Below are 19831 nucleotides of genomic sequence, written 5' to 3'. Positions count from 1 at the left end.
ACAGACGCCCGTTTTCGTTTCGTGCCCTGCCTCACTCTTTACTGCCCCTGCCCTTGCTAGACTGCCTTCACATGTTTCGGGAATGGACTGTCACTGGCATGACGCTGCAATCACTTTGTACTGATATATTCTTCACCCGTCGTTACTCCCGGCGGCTGCCCCTGCTGCTGTCCGCCGTGCTGATCGCCGGCTGTGGCGGCCAAAGTGCGGTGGATGAAGCCGGCTCCCGCGGGAACTCTTTCCCACCCGCAAAGAACGCGTTGGACGACTTCAATTCCGGCAGCACCGGTGATTCCAACAACACCAATGGGCTCGCCGCCAACGAGGTGCGCGTGACCATGGAGGTTCCCGCCGCCGTTGCCCCGAACGGAGAGCCCACCCGCCGCAATCTGCGGATCGTGACACCCGACCGGATCGCGGTGTATCGCACTGACACCAGCCTGAGCAGCCTCGGTTCCGTGAACGTAAGCCGCCGCACCGAAGACAACGGCCGGGAAGTGATCACCTTCGAGAATGGCCTTCCGCTGGCGCCCGATGTTGTGATCGAAGCGGCTTACGGTAACACCCGCATGCGGGCGCTGGCCGCCGACTCCGACCGTGACGTGAAGGTGAACCCCTTCTCCGAGTACCTTGTCACCAACACGCTTACCAGCTACAGCAATGAGCAGTTCCGGGCCATTCTCGACTGCGTCAACGACGCCGGCGGCGAGCTGTGCCTGAATAAGTATGTGTGGTCGACCCTCGCCGATCAGGTCCACGATTTCGAGATCGACATTCCGGGTAACTTCAGCCTCGGCCAGGCCCTGGACCTGCTGGATGAGCGTGGTGACTTTTCCCGTTACGTCGACAGCATGGCCGATTACGCGGTGCTGGACGAACAGTCGTCCGGGCGCATCAGCGCCAGCTCGGCCGACTATAATTCGGTGTTCCTCGGCATTGAGCTGGGGCAGACATTCCGCGAATCCACCCTCGCCGGGTCCGGTCAGTGGGGGGTGCGCACGGCACAGGAAGAGAGCATAACCGACGCCAATGGCACCGGGTACGTCTATCCCGCGCTTACCCTGACCACCTTTGATGCCTTCAACATCCGCGTGACGTCGCTGGCCAACGACATTCCCTATGACCGGGAAGCGTTGATCCACCGCAACGGCAACGACTTTTTTGCCAGGGGTTCCTCTTTCTGGGACCTGAACACCCACGCATCCGCTCCCGGTGCCGCTACCCTGGTAGAAGGCACTCGCCTGCTGGCAGGCCGCGCGCTTTACCAGAGCGTGACCGGCCAGGGCAGTTCCGAAATCATCGGCTGGACCCGTAACCCTTATTATCTTGACGGATTTGTCAGCGCCACCGGCGACAGCAATGAACCACCTGACCGGGTGCTAAGCGGATACTTCAGCGCCGGCAAGGCCATTGAATTGGAGTCGGTATCCGGGGAACTGAAACGCCGCGCCACCCTCGAGAATCATTACCTGTCGGTGCTGGAAATCAACCTGCTGCGGGAACAGGGCTTCAGCCTGGACAGCCTCGATGGCAAAACCTACAACGTGGTGTTCCTCGCCTCCCGGTTCGGCGACACCAACGAGCCGGTCATTATCGAATCCGGTGTAGGTAGCTGGACGGTGAACGGCACCGATGTCACTCAACTTATGCCCACGCGCACCATTGCCCGGGACAGCGACGGCACCGTCAATGGCCCCGTCGCCGGTAACCGCGATGCCACCTGGACTGTTCGCACGCGTCCTTCCCGGCTCAGCGTTGGTGACCGGGACATTGGCAGGCTGAACCTGGAGATCGGCAGTTCAGCCGGTCAATTCGGTCGACCGGACCTTGGCATCGGCGCCAGCAACCCGAACGGTTCCCTGCTGGCGTTCAACCTGGATAACGGCGACACCGGTGACGGCCTGCTGGTGGCCGCGGAGCAGGCGACAGCCGCCCCCACCAGCGGGCGCTACCGGTTGCAGGGCTTTGCCATGGGCCTGGAAGACGGCCGCAACCGGCTCCGGCATTTCGATAACACCGTGCTGACCATCAACGACGCCGCCACCGCCACACTCGAGCGCAGAGCCCTGGATGTGATCCATTCCGTGAGTGATGAAACGGTGTCGGCGCCCTTCCCTGTGGATGAAGAGGATCTCAGCCTCGCCTACACCGACGGCGGCAACGGCCGGGTGACGTTTACTGCCGGCAACCTGACCCTCGACGGGTTCGTGGTCGATGAGCAGGACCAGATCTTCCTGCGCCTGAGTGACACCCTCGGCGGTGAACAGAGCCAGGGCCTGGTGATGGCAACCCGGTTGCCAGACTGATTGTCGGGTTAGCGCCCGCGCAACCCGACAAACGTCACCCATTTAGCCTATGCCCACGTATAACCTGTTATAATTCAAGTCATATCGAATGTAACGAGAGGTTGTATGTCGGCAGGTATCCGGGCGTTTTCGCTGGTTTTCCCTTTGGTGGTTTTTGCAGTCTGGGGCATTTTTCACACACCGGATCCAGACAGCACATACGGTGACAGCGACGACGATGGCTCTGAGCTGGTTCTGTCGTCCCTCCCTTCACTGCCGTCATGGGCCGGCGCAAAGCTGCCGGATTTTTCCCGCTACCGTGACAGCACCGAGCGTAAGGCCGCCTTCTTTTCGTTCCTGTATCCACGCATCGTTCTGGCCAACTCCCGCATTCTGATCGAACGGGCGTATCTGGATGCCCTGTCCCAGCAGGAAACCCTGAGCGACTCCGAACGCCAGTGGCTGAAAGACCAGGCTCAGCGCCTGCGGGTGGACGAAGAGCCGGGCAGTCCGGAGCTGTTCGAACGCCTGCGCAAACGCCTTGATGTCATTTCGCCATCACTGGTGCTGGCGCAGGCGGCGAACGAATCCGCCTGGGGCACCTCCCGTTTTGCTACCCGCGGCAACAATCTGTTCGGCCAATGGTGTTTCTCCAAAGGCTGTGGACTGGTTCCGTTGGGGCGCGTTGAAGGCGCCACCCATGAAGTGGCGAAATTTGCCTCCCCCTACCGATCAGTGCGGGCCTACATCCAGAACCTGAATCGCCACCCCACCTACCAGCAACTGCGCGAGGCCCGTATCAGGGCGCGAGACAACGGCGAGCTGGCAGCCGGCACTGCACTGGCCGCGGGCCTGATCGGCTATTCCGAACGCGGCGAAGACTATGTAGAAGAGATCCGCAGCATGATCCGCTACAACAATCTCAGCTACTTTGATCTCGCATTCAATGACACGGTCGGCGATGGCGACAGCGAGACACTCAAAGAACTGGCCTCGACCACCGATGAAGCCAGCCTGCTGCCGTCGCGTCGCAAGCAAGACCAGGCCGACTGACGCCTTATTCGGGGACGATCGAACATGCTCAATTTCCTGCCCGCACCGCTGAAGGGATCTCTGGCGGTGCTGTTGATTCTACTGAACACCCTGACCCTGTTTCCGGTGCTGATGCTATTTGCGCTACTGAAACTGGTGATACCCGTCACCCCGGTCCGTAAACTCTGCACCCGCGCCCTGAACGGCGTTGCGTTTATCTGGATTGGCTTCAATAACCGTTTTCTGGACCTGCTCCACTGCATCGAATGGGACGTCCGCGGCGCGGACAACCTGAGCCGCGAGCACTGGTATTTTGTCACCTGCAATCACCAGAGCTGGGCCGACATTCCGGCCATCCAGTACGTTCTGAACAGCCGGATTCCCCTGCTCAAGTTCTTCCTGAAGAAGGAGCTGATCTGGGTGCCGTTTCTCGGTGTCGCCTGGTGGGCGCTGGACTTTCCGTTCATGCATCGCCACACCAAGGAGCAGATTGCCCGCCGCCCGGAGCTCAAGGGCAAGGACATCGCCGCCACCCAGGCAGCCTGCGAGAAGTTCCGTTACACACCGGTCACTATCTTCAACTTCATGGAGGGCACGCGTCTGACGCCGGCCAAGCACGCGGCCCAGAAATCCCCCTACCAGCACCTTCTCAAACCCCGTGCCGGCGGCACTGCCTTCGTACTTGGCGCCATGGGTGACATGCTGCACACCATGCTGGATGTCAGCATTGTGTATCCGGATGGCCATTCGGGATTCTGGGACTTCCTGTGCGGGCGCACCGGGCGCATTGTGATCGACCTTCAGGTGCGTGAGATTCCAGCGCGTTTTCTGGGTATGGATTACGAAGGCAGCCGCGAAGTGCGGACCGATTTCCAGCGCTGGGTCAGCCAGCTGTGGGCGGAGAAAGACGCCCGCATTGATGCCCTGAAGAAAGAAACCGAAGGCAAGCAAAGATCCGTAGGTCGGGTTAGCGAAGCGTAACCCGACTTGCTTGGTTCAGAGCAGTCCCAGCTCCCGGGCGCGTACGATCGCCTGGGTGCGGGATTTCACCTCCAGCTTGGCATTGATTCGACGCGCGTGGGTTTTCACCGTGTGCAGAGAGATATGCAGCCTGTCGGCAATTTCCTGATTGGAGAGACCCCTGGCAATCAACTCCAGCACCCCCTGCTCACGGTCGCTGATGGGTTCCGCCAGAGGCGCCGCCTTGACCTTGGCCGCCGACAGCCCATAAAGCTCCCCAAGGGCACGGGTGAACTCACCTTCGGGCAGATGCTGGTAGACTTTTTCCATCAGCTCGCTCATTTCCGAGCGCAGTTCGGCAAAGGGGCTGATGAAATGCTCCCGCGACGCCAGGCTTACCGCCTGGGACAACAGCTTCTGGGCAGCCCCGACACCTTTCTCACGCAGAGCCACCATGCTCTCCAGCAGCCTGAGATGCAGATCCACCGCAAAAGGGGTGACCCGACTGCCAGTCAGGCGAACTTGTCTGAGCGTGTCTGCAGCCTTCAGATGATCGCCGCGGGCCAGCTCGATGCGAACCTGAAGGGAATCCAGCAAGCCCGGCATCATTGGAATCAGTTCCGGGACACAACCGGTGGCGCGGTAGGGTAACAACCGCTCCATAGCATGGCTGGCGCTTTCTATGTTGCCGGTTGCCAACCAGCAACTGGCTTTCAGCGCCTCCAACACGGGAAAATACACCGATTCGTCCACTTGCCAGGCGTGCATGGTGCGCTCCGCCCGCCCGATCCACACAAACGCGTCTTCCAGACGGCCCTGGGTACGGCAGATCAGCACCCGCAGCGCCATCGCCAGTAACAAGCCGAGATCACGGGTCTGTTCAGCGTGCCGCCCGCAGGTCACCAGCAGACGATCCGCCTCGGCTTCGCGACCCTGATGCCAGAGCACCAGCACCAGATTCAGCTGCAGGCGGGTTTCGCCCACTCGGGTGGGTCGCGACGCTTCATTCATCACCGTATCAAGGCCGGTGCGAAGCAGCTGCTCCGCGTGTTTCAGAGAGCCCTTGCCAAGTTCGATCCGCGCGTGGGCGTACACCGCCAGAATCTCCGCGCCCGAATCCTCCGCCTCCCGGGCCAGGCGTGTGGTAGCGCGATTGGCTTCCCGCGCCTCGGCAAACCGGCCGGCGGCACAGAGGGCGCTTGAGCGTACAATCTGGGTCACCAGTTGCCCCTGGGTAGACAGCGCCTCGGCCGTCAGCGCCTGATCGGCGACTTCCAGGGCCTGCTCCACCTGCCCTTCACCACGGAGGATGAACGCCCGTAGCGCGTTGATGCGACCGGACATGGCCTCTCTATCGGCCTCCGATAAACCGTCAAGCAGTGCTCTCGCCTGGCGGAACTGACCGCCGATAGCGTGTACCCAACTGTATACCACCCGCAGCCGCGCACTTTGCTCAAGCAACCCCAGTGGCAGCGAACGACGCAACCGCAGCAAGGATGCCGTATCCTGCCCGATCAGCAGGGCTTCCGAGCCTTCGGACGCAATCCGCACGGCCTCTTCTGCATCCTCCGACATCAGGGCATAACGAAGGGCCTCGGGCAACTGGTTACGCTGACTGAACCATCGGCTCGCCGCCAGCGCCCGGTCTGCGGCGCCATCCAGAAACGAGCTTCTCAGCCATTCATGTAGCAGCGGGTTGAGGCGAAACCAGCGCCCCCGCCCCGGCAGCGAACGCAGGGGTAGCCCCGCCTCGGCGGCCACCGAAGGCCGGAAGCCCGCGTCGCAGAAATGATCGGCCAGACAACCGAAAAGATCGTCCGAGATCAGGTCCATCTCCGCCATGACACGCAATGCCCGCTGCTGGGGAGGTGTCAGCCTCGCCATCACCGAATCCCGGAGAAAGCGCTCGACACTGGTGGTTTCCTGAATCGGCACCCGTGACTCCGCCAGCGCCGACAGCTCGCGCTGATAAAGCGCCAGCGGGGTGATCCATCCGTCGGTGACAGAGTAAAGGTGATCAACCGCCAGCGTAGTGAGCTGACTGGTGGCCAGCGCGCGACTGTAAAACTCGAAGGTTTCCTGCCTCGACAGTTCCAGCGATTCAGGACCAAAGCGGGTAAAGCGACCTTCCAGTTCCGACTTGTGAGTTTGGAACGGCAGGGGCTTGCGAGATACCAGAGCCAGGGAAAGGCCTTTCGGCAAGTCGGTGACGACCTGCTCGAGCAGTTCAACCACCACGGGATGACTCAGGCAACCGAGGTTGTCGAGGACCAGAACGCCGTTTCGTTCCTCGTGTCGCCAGTAGTCATCGGCCAACAGCAGCGACAGGGCTTCGCTGTGGTCCATGGAGGACGGGAAATGCAGATTGTCGGAGCGCGCCCGGGGATCGAGGGCGATGCCAAGGAGGGTCATCAACCTCGAGGGCTCGTTATCCTGGGCGGTGAAGGCAATCCATTTCACCGATTCCTGGGGCCGGCCTGACTCGTGAAGCGCAGCTAGCAGTGCGTGCGATTTACCGTACCCGCTGGGGGCTTCCAGACAGGCGACCGAGCCAGGTTCCAGAGCCGCCTGGATGCGCGCATTCAGAGCCGGACGCTTCAGATCATCGGAGGGCGGAGACGGAATCCGCACCCGCTGGCGTAACAGATCTCTGACCAGTTCCCCACGATATCCGCCGGTGGCAACTGACTGGAACTCATCGTTGGCGGCACTGCCATCATCAAATGGTTTCACACTTCGCCCCGTTCAGGTCCGGATCACGGGCAGCACCCTGTCAGGCCGCTGCGCTTCCGGAAAATGCAATCTGTGCACATTTCTGCGGGTACCGTCTTCGGGTACGCCTTTAGTATGAGAGAGAGGTTAAACCAAATGCGGGGTAAGCTGCAAAACTTTGACGTAACAGACTGTTTTGCGGTGTCGAATTTACAGCGCGGACGTATCAGAGGGTTTTCTGAGGACAAAAAAAGCGGCGGGCCTGAGCCCGCCGCTTCCAGCCGAACGCGTCGTCTTACCGGGTACCGGCGCGACGCAGGGCCGCAGGCGTGTACTCGCGGGAGTTACGCTCGACACCGAAGGTGTACGGGTCGTTCTCTTCGTTGGTCAGGCCCAGGGCCAGATACCGACCAGAGAGCAGATCATACAGAACTTCGATGGCGTACCAGGGGATTTCCTGATCGTAGAACTGCATGGCGTGGGCTTCGGCAACACGCCACAGCTCGCCACGGCCATCGTAATGGTCGATCACGCTGGCCTGCCAGGTGTCTTCATCAATGTAGAAGTCACGCTGGGCATAGATGTGACGTTCACCTTCCTTGAGGGTGGCGCGCACGTGCCACACGCGGTGCAGCTCATACCGGGTCAGATCCTGGTTAATGTGGCCTGCCTTGATGATGTCATCGTAGGACAGGTCACGATCGACCAGCTGGTAAGAGTTGTACGGGATGTACATCTCTTTCTTGCCGACCAGCTCCCAGTTGTAGCGATCCGGGGCACCGTTGAACATGTCGAAGTTGTCTGAGGTACGCATGCCGTCGGCCGCTGTACCCGGCCCGTCATAAGCAACCTGCGGGGCACGACGGACGCGACGCTGACCGGCGTTATATACCCACGCACGACGCGGCTCGGCGACCTGGTCGAGGGTTTCATGAACCAGCAGTACGTTACCCGCCAGACGGGCCGGCGCAGTGATGGCCTGCTTGAAGTAGAACAGAACGTTGGGATCCTCATCCGGAGCGTAGTCCTCCAGATAGGCGCGCCACGTCAGTTCGTCCTGGAACTTGACCACACTGTAAGCCCCGCCCTCGGTCGGTGTTACCTGACCCACGTTACGCTGTACAGAACCGCCACGGTAGCGGGTGATGTGGTTCCAGATAGCTTCCACACCGTTGTTCGGAATCGGGAACGGCGTGGCGTCCTGATAGTTGGCAATACCGTTGCCATCCTTGATCAGTTCGGCGCTGGTCGCGTTCTTTACGGTCTCGTCCATCACCGACTGCGGATAGGCCGCAGTCCGACGGGTCTGGTAGACCGGGATCTTGTAGTCGTCGTACTTGCGGATCATCGCGACCTGCCCGGGGGACAGCTTGTCGGCGTATTCGTCGACGTTGCTCTGATCGATAGTGAACTGCACTTCGTCGTTCGGGAACGGATTGATGTAAATGCCATCATTGTTGTAGCCAGCCGGCGCCTCGGTCAGACCACCATCCCACGCCGGGATGGCACCGCCGTTACCGGCTTTTTCCGCGCCCATCGGGGTCAGGGAATCGCCAAGTTTGGCCGCTTCCTCTGCGGATACTGCGCCGAAGGCATTGCCCGCAAAAAGAGTTGCGGCAATGACACCTGAGGCCAGTAGTTTCTTGTTCAGTTTCATTTAAATTACCTCGTTAAACGAATTCGTTCCGGTTCAGAAGGAGTAGGAAACGCTCGCACTCACGAAATCACGGTCGGTCAACTCGTTATACGGTTTGCCGCCGAAAAAGTTTGTGTAGCCGATGTTACCGGTAATCTTGTTCTGGTAGACGCCCTGCAGCGATACACCGATTGCCTTCTGGTCTTCATTGAACGCACCACCCGGCTGCGGACCATAGCCCTCCACGTCATGGCTCCACGCCAGCTGTGGTGACAGGTTGATACCTGCGATGGCGTTCGGGTAATCCCAGACCAGACGGGTGCGGTAGCCCCATGAGAAGTCTGTCACGAAGCCATCCTGGGTGCAGTAGCTGGCGTTGATGTTCAGAGCTGCACCGGTTGCGCCGGTGCCATCACAGGCGCCGCCCGGCAGCTCACCGATACCGAAGGTACCTGAACGACCGTAACGGGCTTCGTCCTGGTCCGGCAGATCGTGAACGTAGGTCGCGCCGAATTCAGTGATCAGCGACAGACGGCTGGCGCCCATTACCTGGTCAAAGAACTTGATCAGGGTGAACTGCGCCTGAGAAACGTTGAAGCGGTCGTAGCCTTCCACTTCCTGGCCGCGCAGATCCGCACCGCCCGCCTCTTCTTCACGCTGGACCTGCAGCAAACTGGCCGGCTCGCCGGTTTCCGGGTTGACCTGCTGAAGGCCACCGTAGATCAGCTCGAACGCGTTCCACTGGATCGGCATGTTGTCGCGGAAGGAATATTCCGCACCCAGCGACCAGCCACCCGGTGTGGTGGTGTTGATGCTGACACCGTACAAGTTGATGTTTTCCGGGTACTCGATGAAGTAGGACGGGAAACGCTCACCTTCACGGTCGTCACGCACGGTACCGCTGACGTACGGCAGACGGCTGTTGTACTTGATGTAGTAGAAACCCAGCTCGGAATCGTTCAGCGCAGGCACGTACCAGCGCAGTGCCACACCGAACTGATCCCGGGAATCCGCTTCCTTGTCGCCCAGACGCGGCGCAATGAAGCCCTGCGCCAGAGCCTGCGAATCGGGCAACTGACCGGCCAGCAGAACCGGACCACATCCATCGGCGGCAAAGTCGTTGGTGGAGAAGAAAGTACCACAGTCATCCGGACGAACAGGCTCCCAATCGGCCTGCACGAAAGTTTCCACGGTGACGTTTTCGGTCACACCGGCGGACATGTAGAACATTTCAACCGGCAGCAGAGCGTCTTTCAGCTCGGAACCGGGCGCACGAAAAGCCGGCACGTCGACCGGGTTGATTACGTTGATGCCACCCTGAATGAAGGTGCTCTCACCCCAGCTCAGTACCTGCTTACCGTAGCGCAAACTGACCGGCACGTTACCGAAGTACCAGTCGGAGAATACGTAGGCGTCGAGGATTTCGCCGCCAGAGGCGTTGTCTTTGGCTTCGTCGTTCAGTTCACGCTGCTGGCCTACGTCATCAACGGCGCGGTCGCCGTCTTTGAGTTCAAAGTCGTACCAGTAGCGGCCACGCAACAGGCCACCGACGCGAGTCAGGTACTGGCCGTCAACGTTGTAGTTCAGGAACAGTTCACTGTTGCCTTTGGCCACGTGGGAAACCACATCGCCTTTTTCGAAGTTGAGGTTGCCGTCGTCGTAGTTGTTGGTTGAAGCGCCAACGGTGGTGTTCGCAAATTCAGGACCGAGGTTACCCTGGGCGATCAGGCGACGGTCACGCTCCTGTGTCCGCCAGGTAGCGCCGTATGACAGCGTGGTGTTGAACTGGGCTTCTACGTCCCCCATGTAAAACGAATAGGCAGCTGCCTGACCGGACATACCGGCTGCAACCGCTACGGCCAGCGGCAATTTGGTCCACTGCTGCCATTGTTGTGTTTTTCTTGTCATTGGAAGGCTACTCCATTGTTGTTCTGAGTCGCTGCTCTGATTATTGGTGTTCACGATGTTTGGAGGCTTCATGCACAGTGCTCGTGATGTTGGCACTATAGCTAACGCCCTCGGGCGCTTTGATCAGTCAAAAGTATGATTTTGCTTTCACACCCTTTTTTAACCGCCGGGTTCCCTCGCACAGAATCACTATAGACAACAAAATTGAATGCAACCACCTTGTTTATTGACCCCTTTTCCGCGGCGTCAGCATCCTTAACTTGGGTGCAAGCACAAAGGGGCGCTTTTCTCCCCGGGAAACGCTACAAGCACATCCCTGTGCGCTTGTTCTCCGGCCATCCATGGCCTCCGACTTTCCCGGGGAGAAAAGCGCCCCTTTGCGCCCCTGCTAAGAAAGGGTCTTCTTGCAAGTCGCTTGAAGGTAACTCAAGGCTTGATGGGGAGGGGGGAATCTCTCTCCAAAACTGTGCGGAGCCATGGATGGCGGAGCCCAAGCGTCACATGGATGTGCCGAAGGAGCGTGTTTTGGAGAGAGATTTCCCCCTCCCCAAAACACCAAGATCCGTAGGTTACAGCAGCTCGATAGCCATCGCAGTCGCTTCGCCACCACCAATACACAGCGCTGCCACGCCTTTTTTCTTGCCGTAGCGCTGCAGCGCGTACATCAGGGTGACCAGAAGACGGGAGCCAGTAGAACCCACCGGGTGCCCCTGGGCGCAGGCGCCACCGTGGATGTTCACTTTCTCCGGGTCCAGGCCCAGTTCGCGGATTGGCATCATGGCTACCATGGCAAAGGCTTCGTTGATCTCGAACAGATCGACATCTTCCTTGCTCCAACCAGTCCTGGCGAACAGCGTCTCAATAGCGCCAACCGGGGCACAGGTGAACTCCGAGGGATGCTGAGACTGCGTGCTGTGGCCAACAATGCGGGCCAGCGGCTTGAGACCACGCTTCTCGGCTTCGGATTCGCGCATCAGCACCAGCGCCGAGGCGCCGTCGGAGATGGAGGAAGCGTTCGCCGCAGTCACGGTACCGTCTTTGGCAAACGCCGGGCGCAGGCTCGGAATCTTTTCAATATTGGCGTTGTGGGGTTGCTCATCGTCTTCCACCACCACATCGCCCTTACGGGTCTTCACGGTAACCGGAATGATTTCGTCCTTCAGCAGACCCTCTTCGATAGCCTTCTTGGCGCGGGTCAGGGACGTGATCGCGTACTCGTCCATCTCTTCACGGGTGTATCCCTTCTTGTCCGCCATTTCCTGAGCGAAGGCACCCATCAGGCGACCGGTCTCGGCGTCTTCAAGGCCGTCCAGGAACATATGGTCCTGCGGTGCCTGACCCGGCCCCATACGGTAACCCTTGCGCACACCCTGGAGTACATAGGGAGCGTTGGACATGCTTTCCATGCCGCCGGCTACCATAATGTCGTTGCTGCCGGCCTTGATCAGGTCGTGGGCGAACATGGCGGCCTTCATGCCAGAGCCGCACAGCTTGTTGATAGTGGTGGCACCGGTGTGGTCGGGCAGACCGGCCTTGCGCATGGCCTGACGGGCCGGACCCTGCTTGAGGCCGGCGGGCAGCACGTTGCCCATGATGACTTCCTGCACATCCGCCGGCTGCAGTCCGGCGCGCTTTACCGCTTCAGCAATGGTGATGGCGCCGAGTTCCGGAGCGCTGACGTCTGCCAGGCTGCCCTGAAAGCCGCCCATGGGGGTCCGTACGCCGCTGACGATCACTACGTTGTCTGTGCTCATAACTGAATCTCTCTTTGATTGGTTACGTGTTTGTTTGGTCGATTGGTCGGGTCACGCTGCGCTGATCCGCACTACGGCTTGTGCGCCGCTTCCAGATATTCCCGGGACTGCATCTCCAGCAGCCGCGATTCGGTCCGCTCGAATTCGAAGCTCAGCCGGCCGCCGGCATAGAGCTCGGTGATGGCCGCCGCTGCAGAGATGATGACTTTGACGTTGCGGTCGTAGAACTCGTCGATCATGTTGACGAAACGACGAGCCTGGTCGTCCTTGTCACCACCGAGCACCGGGACATTACTGATGATGATGGCGTGGAACTGGCGGGCCAGCTCGATGTAGTCATTCTGGCTACGCGGGCCGTCACACACATCCTTGAAATCAAACCAGACCACGTCGTCGGCGTGAGCGATCGCAGGAATCTTGCGGCCGTTGATCTCCATGGTTTTGCTGTGCTTGGCGGCTTCGACCGCAAGGGCATCGTAACTCCGACGAAGGCTGACGTCGGCCTCATCGTCCAAGGGGAAGTGGTACAGCTCAGCCTGCTCGAGGGTACGCAGACGGTAGTCCACGCCACCATCGACATTGACCACTTCGGTGTATTTTTTCACCAGTTCGATGGCCGGCAGGAAGCGCGCGCGCTGCAGACCATCTTTATAGAGGCCGTCCGGAACGATGTTGGAGGTGCAGACGAGGGAAACGCCGCGACTGAACAGGCCATCCATCAGCGTGGCCAGTATCATGGCGTCGCCGATGTCGGAGACGAAGAATTCGTCGAAACAGATCACCCGGGTTTCGTCGGCGAATTTCTTCGCCACCAGATCCAGCGGGTTCTTTTCCCCTTTCAGGGATTTGAGTTCGTGGTGAACGCGCTGCATGAAGCGATGGAAATGCACCCGCATTTTGCGATCAAACGGCAGCGATTCGTAGAAGGTGTCCATCAGGTAGGTTTTTCCGCGGCCTACCCCACCCCAGAAGTAGAGTCCCTTGACCGGCTCCTGCCTGCCCTTTTTCAGTTTTCTGCGAAGTTTTGCCAAACCGGTCTGACGTTCGCTTTCGGCCGCCACCAGTTTGTCGTAAAGTGACTGCAGTCGCTGGACAGCATCGGCCTGGGCCGGGTCTTTCTGGAATTCCGGGCGTTCGAGATCCTGCTGGTAGCGTTGCCAGGGGGTCATTTGAGCGGTCATCAAGGCTGTTCCCGAAGTGTGGACGTTCATTTACGGCGGCGTATTGTGGCCGATTTTCGGCGTTTACGCCACGCCAGCGCCGGCCCGACGGTGGATGCCGCCGCCGGCGGGATGGCTGTACGATGCAATACGACGATTGGCGCAGGCTTTGCGGATGGGCGCAGGCGACTTGGAACGTTATACTCCGTCAAAGAGTTGAGCTCTTCATCTTGTTAAAGGACGACATATCTTATGACGAACCTGATTCTGGCAGCCATTGCCGCACTGGTTGTTGGCGTTGTCATCGGCGTACTGGTGGGTCGCTCGGGGCAGACGACCAATCTCCGCCAGCGGCGCGTGGAGCAACAGATTGAAGAACTGCGTAGTGAGTACACCCGCTACCAGGCTCAGGTGAATGAGCACTTTATGGAATCCGCTCACCTTTTACGTCGCTTCAACGATGCCTATCGCGATGTGAATCAGCACATGGCGCGCGGTGCGAACCGGCTGTGCAATGATGAGGACTGGATGGATGAGCTGGAGCAGGAAGCCTCCCGCGCCCGTCTCGAGGGTACCAGCGACAGTGGCGTAGAGCCGCCCCGTGATTATGCGCCCAAGGCTGGCCCAGAAGACAAGGGTACCTTGGCCGAGGATTTCGGACTCAAGAAGGGCGACAAGCCCTCTACTTCTCAGGCCTGATTCAGCTTGGGCCGTCTGGCCCTCGACATTTTGTGAAGCGGCTGACTGGCTTGTTCCTTCCAAAACACGCTCAAGCACATCCATGTGACGCTTGGGCTCCGCCATCCATGGCTCCGCACAGTTTTGGAAGGAACAAACCAGCCAACCGCCCAACCTCTGGCGTTAGCTTCCCCAAGGCCTCTCTGATCGTTACACCGGGTTGTCGCAATCTATGAACCGGTGAGTTACCCCGAACTCTTTTTCCAACGCCTTCCCCAGCGCCTTCACACCGTATCTTTCCGTTGCGTGATGACCGGCCGCGTAGTAGTGGATGCCGCATTCGCGCGCGGTATGCGTCGTCGGTTCTGAGATTTCCCCGCTGATATAGGCATCCAGCCCCGCTTCCAGAGCAATATTGATAAAGCCCTGCGCCGCACCGGTGCACCAACCTACCCGCTTGATCTGCGGCTTGCCCTCGCCCACCCATAGTGGCTCCCGATGGAGCTTTTCAGAGATCTCCTGACCAAACTGTTCCGGGCTCATCGCCTGTGGGAGTTCGCCTTCCCACACCAAACCACCGAGCGGTCGCGGGTTCTGGATTCCCAGAACATCGGCAAGTTGGCGGTTGTTGCCGTATTCCAGGTGATCATCCAGCGGCAAATGGTAGGCGACCAGGTTCATGTCGTGGTCGAGGAGCTGTTTGATGCGCTGACGTTTCATGCCCTGGATACGCTGATCTTCGCCTTTCCAGAAGTAGCCGTGGTGGACGATGATCATATCCGCGTTGGCGTCGATGGCGGCATCAATCAGGGCTTTGGAGGCGGTGACGCCAGTGACGATGGTTTTGATCTCGTCTTTGCCCTCGACCTGGAGGCCGTTGGGGCAATAGTCCTGGAAGTTTTCTGGCTGGAGCCATTGCTCGATGGTTTTGAGAATTTCGTTGCGGTGTGCCATGCAGTCTCCGCCTTTCTTCAGACTTTGGAGTTATCGGCCAGCAGGGAGGGGTGTTCCGGGAAACGCTACAAGCACATCCCTGTGCGCTTGATCTCCGGCCATCCATGGCCTCCGACATTCCCGAAACACCCCTCCCTGCCGGCCTCTATCTAACCTGAAAGGTTTACAGAGCTCTAATACCCTCAATCAAAGCATCATTCTGCTCTGGCGTTCCTATCGTGATTCTCAGGAACTCACTGATTCGGGGCTTATTGAAGTGACGCACAATGATGCCCTGCTCTCGCAGGCCTTTGGCCAGCGCTTCGCCAGCCTGTGTCTTATGGCGGGCAAAAATGAAGTTGGCTTTCGAGGGCAGCACTTCAAAGCCAAGGCTTTCCAGTGCACTGGTGACGCGCTCGCGCTCGGAAATCACGCCATCGCAGCATTTCCGGAACCAGGCCTCGTCTTCGTAGGCGGCCTTGGCGCCCGCCAGGGCCAGGCGGTCCAGGGGGTAGCTGTTAAAGCTGTTTTTGACGCGATTCAGGGCTTCAATCAAATCCGGATGGCCCACGGCGAAGCCGACGCGCAAGCCGGCCAGTGAGCGGGCTTTGGAAAGCGTCTGCGAGACCAGCAGGTTCGGATAGTTGTCGACCAGTGTGATTGCACTTTCACCGCCGAAGTCGATGTAGGCTTCATCAACCACCACCACACGGTCCGGGTTCGCCTGCAGAATCGCTTCCACGTGCTCCAGGCCGAGATAGCGGCCGGTGGGTGCGTTCGGATTCGGGAAGATCACGCCGCCGTTCGGTTGCCGGTAATCCGCCGGATTGATCTCGAAGGTGTCCGTGAGCGGCACGGTCTTGCCTTCAATATTGTAGAGGCCGCAGTACACCGGGTAGAAGCTGTAGGTGACATCCGGAAACAGAACCGGCGCGCCATGCTGGAACAGGCCATAGAAAATGTGGGCCAGCACCTCGTCTGAGCCGTTGCCCAGGAACACCTGCTCCGGATTGACGTTGTGGTAACCGGCAATGGTCTGGCGCAGGCTTTCGCCTTCCGGGTCCGGATAGAGGCGAAGGCTGTCGTTCAGTTCGGCCTGGATGGCTTCGATGACTTTGGGCGACGGGCCGAACGGGTTTTCGTTGGTGTTCAGCTTCACCAGGTTGGCCATCTTCGGCTGCTCACCCGGCACGTAAGGCACCAGGTCGTTAACCAGCGGACTCCAGAATTTACTCATTTGTCACCTTTAACGCGGTATTCCGCGGAGCGGGCGTGGGCCGTTAGCCCTTCGCCGCGAGCCAACACCGATGCCACCCGCCCCATGCGATCAGCCCCTGCGGCACTGAAACCGATAATGGACGAACGCTTCTGGAAATCGTATACCCCCAGCGGCGAGGAGAACCGCGCCGTCCCGCTGGTTGGCAACACGTGGTTGGGGCCGGCGCAGTAGTCGCCAAGAGCTTCGGCGGTGTAGCGCCCCATGAAGATGGCGCCCGCATGCCGGATCTCCTCCACCAGAGCTTCCGGATTCTCCACGGAGAGCTCCAGGTGCTCCGGCGCGATCCGGTTGGATACCTGGGCAGCCTCACTGAGGTCAGCCACCTGGATCAGCGCGGCGCGGTCGGCCATGGACGTGCGAATGATGTCCGCGCGCTCCATGGTCGGCAGCAGCTTGTTGATGCTCGCTTCAACCGCATCCAGGAAATCCGCATCCGGGCTGATCAGGATGGATTGCGCCTGCTCATCGTGTTCGGCCTGGGAAAACAGGTCCATGGCAATCCAGTCCGGATCGGTTTTGCCATCGCAGATCACCAGGATTTCCGACGGGCCGGCGATCATGTCGATGCCGACGGTGCCGAACACCTCGCGCTTGGCGGTGGCGACAAAAATATTACCCGGCCCCACGATCTTATCCACGGCCGGAATGGTTTCCGTGCCGTAAGCGAGCGCTCCCACCGCCTGCGCACCACCCACTGTGAACACGCGATCAACGCCGGCAATCGCCGCAGCCGCCAGCACCATGTCGTTCACCACGCCATCGGGCGTTGGCACCACCATGATGACTTCGCCCACCCCGGCCACTTTCGCGGGAATGGCGTTCATCAACACCGACGACGGGTACGCCGCCTTACCGCCCGGAACGTACAGCCCGGCGCGATCCAGCGGTGTCACCTTCTGACCCAGCACCGTGCCGTCCTCATCTTCATACTGCCAGGACTTCTGGTTCTGCCGCTCGTGGTAATCGCGGACGCGCTCGGCGGCCTTTTCCAGTGCCGCACGCTGATCCGGGGGAGTCGACTCGAGCGCCTGTTGCAGGCGCGCCTGATCCATTTCCAGCTCGGCAACACTGCCCACCGTCAGGCGATCAAACTTCTCGGTAAACTCCAGCACCGCCTGGTCGCCGCGGGTTTTCACCTCATGCAGGATATGACGCACCGACTCGTTCACCTGATGATCCACACTGTCGTCCCAGGCCAAGAGATTGGCCAGTGCACTATCAAAGTCACTTTGGGAGGCGTTTAATCGTTTGATGCTTACGGTCATGAATCAAATCCTGTATGGGATCAACGGCTTTGAAATGCTTGAATCTCTATGCCCACTAGTGGAGTGCTCTGCATAGCTGTCCAGAACAACTTTAAGTCAGACGAAGGGATCGGGTAAGGCTTTCCAAAACTGTGCGGAGCCAGGGATGGCGGAGCCCAAGCGCCACATGGATGTGCTTGAGCGTGTTTTGGAAAGCCTTACCCGCTCCCTTCAGCCCCAAAACTCAAACTGGACAGCGGTTACACCGAAGCATCCCTACGCTTTTCTACGGCAGCAGACATCTTCTCGATTATGGGGTTAATCTGGCCATGTTTCATCTTCATGGACGCACGATTCACCACCAACCGGCTACTGATATGCTCGATCAGATCCCGCGGTTCAAGGCCGTTGGCCTTGAGGGTATTGCCGGTGTCGACAATATCGACAATCTCATCCGCCAGATCCAGAATCGGCGCCAGCTCCATCGCGCCGTAAAGCTTGATGATGTCCGCCTGACGACCCTGCGCTGAGTAATATCGCCGCGCCAGATTCACAAATTTAGTGGCCACTCGGATTCGACCAGCCGGCGCCGGCTTATCCTTGGGGCCGGCGGTCATCAAACGGCAGCGGGAGATGTTCAGGTCCAGCGGCTCGTAGAGGCCGTCCCCACCGTGTTCCATCAGGACATCCTTACCCGTTACACCGAGATCTGCCCCGCCGTACTGAACATAGGTCGGTACATCGGTAGCGCGGATGATCAGTACCCGCACGTTGGGAGCCGTGGTGGGGAACACCAGCTTGCGGGATTTCTTGATGTCGTCGACCAGCTCAATGCCTGCCTCTGCCAGCAGAGGCAGGGTTTCATCGAGAATGCGTCCCTTCGACAAAGCGATGGTGATGGAGTCGGTCATTGGTCCTTCCGGTTGCCAGGCCACGCTGTTGGCGAGGCCGTTTCAATCATGCTGGTAGGCGGCGGATGCTCGCGCCCAGCAGCTGCAGCTTCTCTTCAATACACTCGTAGCCGCGGTCAATGTGGTAGATACGGTCCACAATGGTGTCACCGTCGGCCACCAGGCCGGCGATCACCAGGCTGGCTGACGCCCGCAGGTCGGTGGCCATCACCGGTGCCCCGGTCAGATGCTCAACACCCTTGATGATGGCGGCGTTACCCTCAAGGGTAATGTCCGCCCCCATGCGGATCAGCTCCTGCAGGTGCATGAAGCGGTTCTCGAACACCGTTTCCACGATGGTACCGGTGCCTTCGGCGACCGCGTTCATGGCCGCAAACTGGGCCTGCATGTCGGTCGGGAAGGCCGGATACGGCGCCGTGCGCAGGTTAACCGCTTTCGGCCGGTTGCCCTTCATGTCCAGCTCGATCCAGTCCGGGCCGGTGGTAATGTGGGCACCGGCCTCTTCCAGTTTGAGCAGCACCGCTTCCAGCAGATCCTCACGGGTGTCTTTCAGCTTTACCCGGCCGCCGGTCGCGGCCGCCGCCACCAGATAGGTGCCGGTTTCCACACGGTCCGGCAACACGTTGTAATGGCAGCCGTGGAGACGCTCAACACCGTTGATCTCGATCGTCGCGGTGCCATGGCCCTTGATGTCAGCGCCCATGGCGATCAGGCATTCCGCAAGGTCGACCACTTCCGGTTCACGGGCGGCGTTTTCCAGGATGGTTTTACCATCCGCCAGCGCCGCCGCCATCATCAGGTTTTCCGTACCGGTCACGGTCACGGTGTCCAGGAAGATGTGGGCCCCCTTCAGGCGACCGTTGGTTTTGGCCTTGATGTACCCGTTCTCGACCTTTACTTCCGCGCCCATCAACTCCAGGCCATGGATGTGCAGATTCACCGGGCGACTGCCAATGGCGCATCCGCCCGGCAGTGACACTTCCGCCTCTCCGAAATGGGCCACCAGCGGCCCCAGCACCAGAATCGACGCCCGCATGGTCTTGACCAGCTCGTACGGGGCGTGGAAATGCTTGATGGTGTTGGCGTGCACTTCCACGCTCATTTTTTCATCAATCAGCAATTCAACGCCCATGCGACCGAGCAGCTCGATCATGGTCGTCACGTCGTTCAGGTGTGGCAGATTGCCCACAGTGACCGGCTCGTCCGCCAGCAGGGTAGCGGCCAGAATGGGCAGCGCGGCGTTTTTGGCACCGGAGATCCGGATTTCGCCATTCAGGGGCTTGCGGCCCCCGATCAGAAGTTTGTCCACAATCGTTGTCCTGTAATTGGCGGGCTGCAA

At 59.7% G+C, this 19831-nt stretch carries 14 protein-coding genes; 4 read left to right on the top strand and 10 right to left on the bottom strand.

All coding sequences use genetic code 11. From position 1 onward, the window contains the following. Positions 1-98 precede the first annotated feature (98 nt). The 3 genes from DYI22_RS09365 (at position 99) to DYI22_RS09355 (ending at position 4298) form a co-directional block, all read left to right on the top strand. Positions 99-2306 carry a hypothetical protein gene (locus tag DYI22_RS09365; protein WP_228300931.1) on the top strand — a complete coding sequence of 736 codons (2208 nt, stop codon included), beginning with the start codon at positions 99-101 and terminating at the stop codon, positions 2304-2306. 105 nt (positions 2307-2411) lie between these two features. Then, a complete protein-coding gene (locus DYI22_RS09360) occupies positions 2412-3338 on the top strand; it encodes a glucosaminidase domain-containing protein (RefSeq protein ID WP_213477799.1) in 927 nt (308 codons plus the stop codon). A gap of 24 nt (positions 3339-3362) precedes the next feature. After that, positions 3363-4298: an acyltransferase gene (locus DYI22_RS09355; protein ID WP_213477798.1), complete on the top strand. Its 936-nt coding sequence runs from the start codon at positions 3363-3365 to the stop codon at positions 4296-4298. Between the two features lie 15 nt (positions 4299-4313). Here DYI22_RS09355 and DYI22_RS09350 read toward each other — a convergent pair whose 3' ends face one another. The 5 genes from DYI22_RS09350 to zapE form a co-directional block, all read right to left on the bottom strand. Then, complete coding sequence (locus DYI22_RS09350) at positions 4314-7010, bottom strand: helix-turn-helix transcriptional regulator (protein ID WP_213477797.1); 2697 nt, start codon at positions 7008-7010, stop codon at positions 4314-4316. 274 nt (positions 7011-7284) lie between these two features. Next, a complete protein-coding gene (locus DYI22_RS09345) occupies positions 7285-8646 on the bottom strand; it encodes a DUF1329 domain-containing protein (protein WP_213477796.1) in 1362 nt (453 codons plus the stop codon). Between the two features lie 33 nt (positions 8647-8679). Further along, complete coding sequence (locus DYI22_RS09340) at positions 8680-10533, bottom strand: DUF1302 domain-containing protein (protein WP_213477795.1); 1854 nt, start codon at positions 10531-10533, stop codon at positions 8680-8682. 569 nt (positions 10534-11102) lie between these two features. Continuing rightward, the gene (locus DYI22_RS09335; RefSeq protein WP_213477794.1) at positions 11103-12287 is read right to left on the bottom strand and encodes a thiolase family protein; all 1185 of its coding nucleotides are present in this window, start codon (positions 12285-12287) and stop codon (positions 11103-11105) included. 71 nt (positions 12288-12358) lie between these two features. Continuing rightward, on the bottom strand, positions 12359-13456 hold the full coding sequence (gene zapE / locus DYI22_RS09330) for a cell division protein ZapE (RefSeq protein WP_228300947.1): 1098 nt from the start codon (positions 13454-13456) through the stop codon (positions 12359-12361). A 243-nt stretch (positions 13457-13699) separates the two neighbouring features. On the opposite strand from zapE, the gene DYI22_RS09325 reads away from it, so the two are divergent. Next, entirely contained in the window at positions 13700-14146 is a 447-nt protein-coding gene (locus tag DYI22_RS09325) for a YhcB family protein (RefSeq protein WP_213477792.1), read from the top strand. Between the two features lie 189 nt (positions 14147-14335). Here DYI22_RS09325 and DYI22_RS09320 read toward each other — a convergent pair whose 3' ends face one another. The 5 genes from DYI22_RS09320 to murA form a co-directional block, all read right to left on the bottom strand. Then, entirely contained in the window at positions 14336-15079 is a 744-nt protein-coding gene (locus DYI22_RS09320) for a Nif3-like dinuclear metal center hexameric protein (protein WP_213477791.1), read from the bottom strand. Between the two features lie 163 nt (positions 15080-15242). After that, positions 15243-16295 (bottom strand): histidinol-phosphate transaminase, encoded by a 1053-nt coding sequence (gene hisC, locus DYI22_RS09315; protein WP_213477790.1) that lies wholly within the window; start codon positions 16293-16295, stop codon positions 15243-15245. Beyond that, a complete protein-coding gene (gene hisD, locus DYI22_RS09310; RefSeq protein WP_213477789.1) occupies positions 16292-17602 on the bottom strand; it encodes a histidinol dehydrogenase in 1311 nt (436 codons plus the stop codon). Before hisD ends, hisC begins: the two co-directional genes overlap by 4 nt. Before the next feature lie 239 nt (positions 17603-17841). Then, positions 17842-18492, bottom strand: coding sequence for an ATP phosphoribosyltransferase (hisG, locus tag DYI22_RS09305; RefSeq protein ID WP_213477788.1), 651 nt, complete (start codon positions 18490-18492; stop codon positions 17842-17844). Between the two features lie 46 nt (positions 18493-18538). Next, positions 18539-19801: a UDP-N-acetylglucosamine 1-carboxyvinyltransferase gene (gene murA, locus DYI22_RS09300; protein ID WP_213477787.1), complete on the bottom strand. Its 1263-nt coding sequence runs from the start codon at positions 19799-19801 to the stop codon at positions 18539-18541. Positions 19802-19831 lie beyond the last annotated feature (30 nt).

The organism is Marinobacter lipolyticus, assembly GCF_018424605.1.
Lineage (GTDB): Bacteria > Pseudomonadota > Gammaproteobacteria > Pseudomonadales > Oleiphilaceae > Marinobacter > Marinobacter lipolyticus_B.
This window is presented reverse-complemented; position numbering and strand designations above follow the sequence as displayed.

Bases quoted from the DNA above. Each gene is read 5' to 3' on its own strand.
- DYI22_RS09365 (WP_228300931.1), top strand. From the start codon at position 99: ATGACGCTGCAATCACTTTGTACTGATATATTCTTCACCCGTCGTTAC.
- DYI22_RS09360 (WP_213477799.1), top strand. From the start codon at position 2,412: ATGTCGGCAGGTATCCGGGCGTTTTCGCTGGTTTTCCCTTTGGTGGTT.
- DYI22_RS09355 (WP_213477798.1), top strand. From the start codon at position 3,363: ATGCTCAATTTCCTGCCCGCACCGCTGAAGGGATCTCTGGCGGTGCTG.
- DYI22_RS09345 (WP_213477796.1), bottom strand. From the start codon at position 8,646: ATGAAACTGAACAAGAAACTACTGGCCTCAGGTGTCATTGCCGCAACT.
- DYI22_RS09340 (WP_213477795.1), bottom strand. From the start codon at position 10,533: ATGACAAGAAAAACACAACAATGGCAGCAGTGGACCAAATTGCCGCTG.
- DYI22_RS09335 (WP_213477794.1), bottom strand. From the start codon at position 12,287: ATGAGCACAGACAACGTAGTGATCGTCAGCGGCGTACGGACCCCCATG.
- zapE (WP_228300947.1), bottom strand. From the start codon at position 13,456: ATGACCCCCTGGCAACGCTACCAGCAGGATCTCGAACGCCCGGAATTC.
- DYI22_RS09325 (WP_213477792.1), top strand. From the start codon at position 13,700: ATGACGAACCTGATTCTGGCAGCCATTGCCGCACTGGTTGTTGGCGTT.
- DYI22_RS09320 (WP_213477791.1), bottom strand. From the start codon at position 15,079: ATGGCACACCGCAACGAAATTCTCAAAACCATCGAGCAATGGCTCCAG.
- hisC (WP_213477790.1), bottom strand. From the start codon at position 16,295: ATGAGTAAATTCTGGAGTCCGCTGGTTAACGACCTGGTGCCTTACGTG.
- hisD (WP_213477789.1), bottom strand. From the start codon at position 17,602: ATGACCGTAAGCATCAAACGATTAAACGCCTCCCAAAGTGACTTTGAT.
- hisG (WP_213477788.1), bottom strand. From the start codon at position 18,492: ATGACCGACTCCATCACCATCGCTTTGTCGAAGGGACGCATTCTCGAT.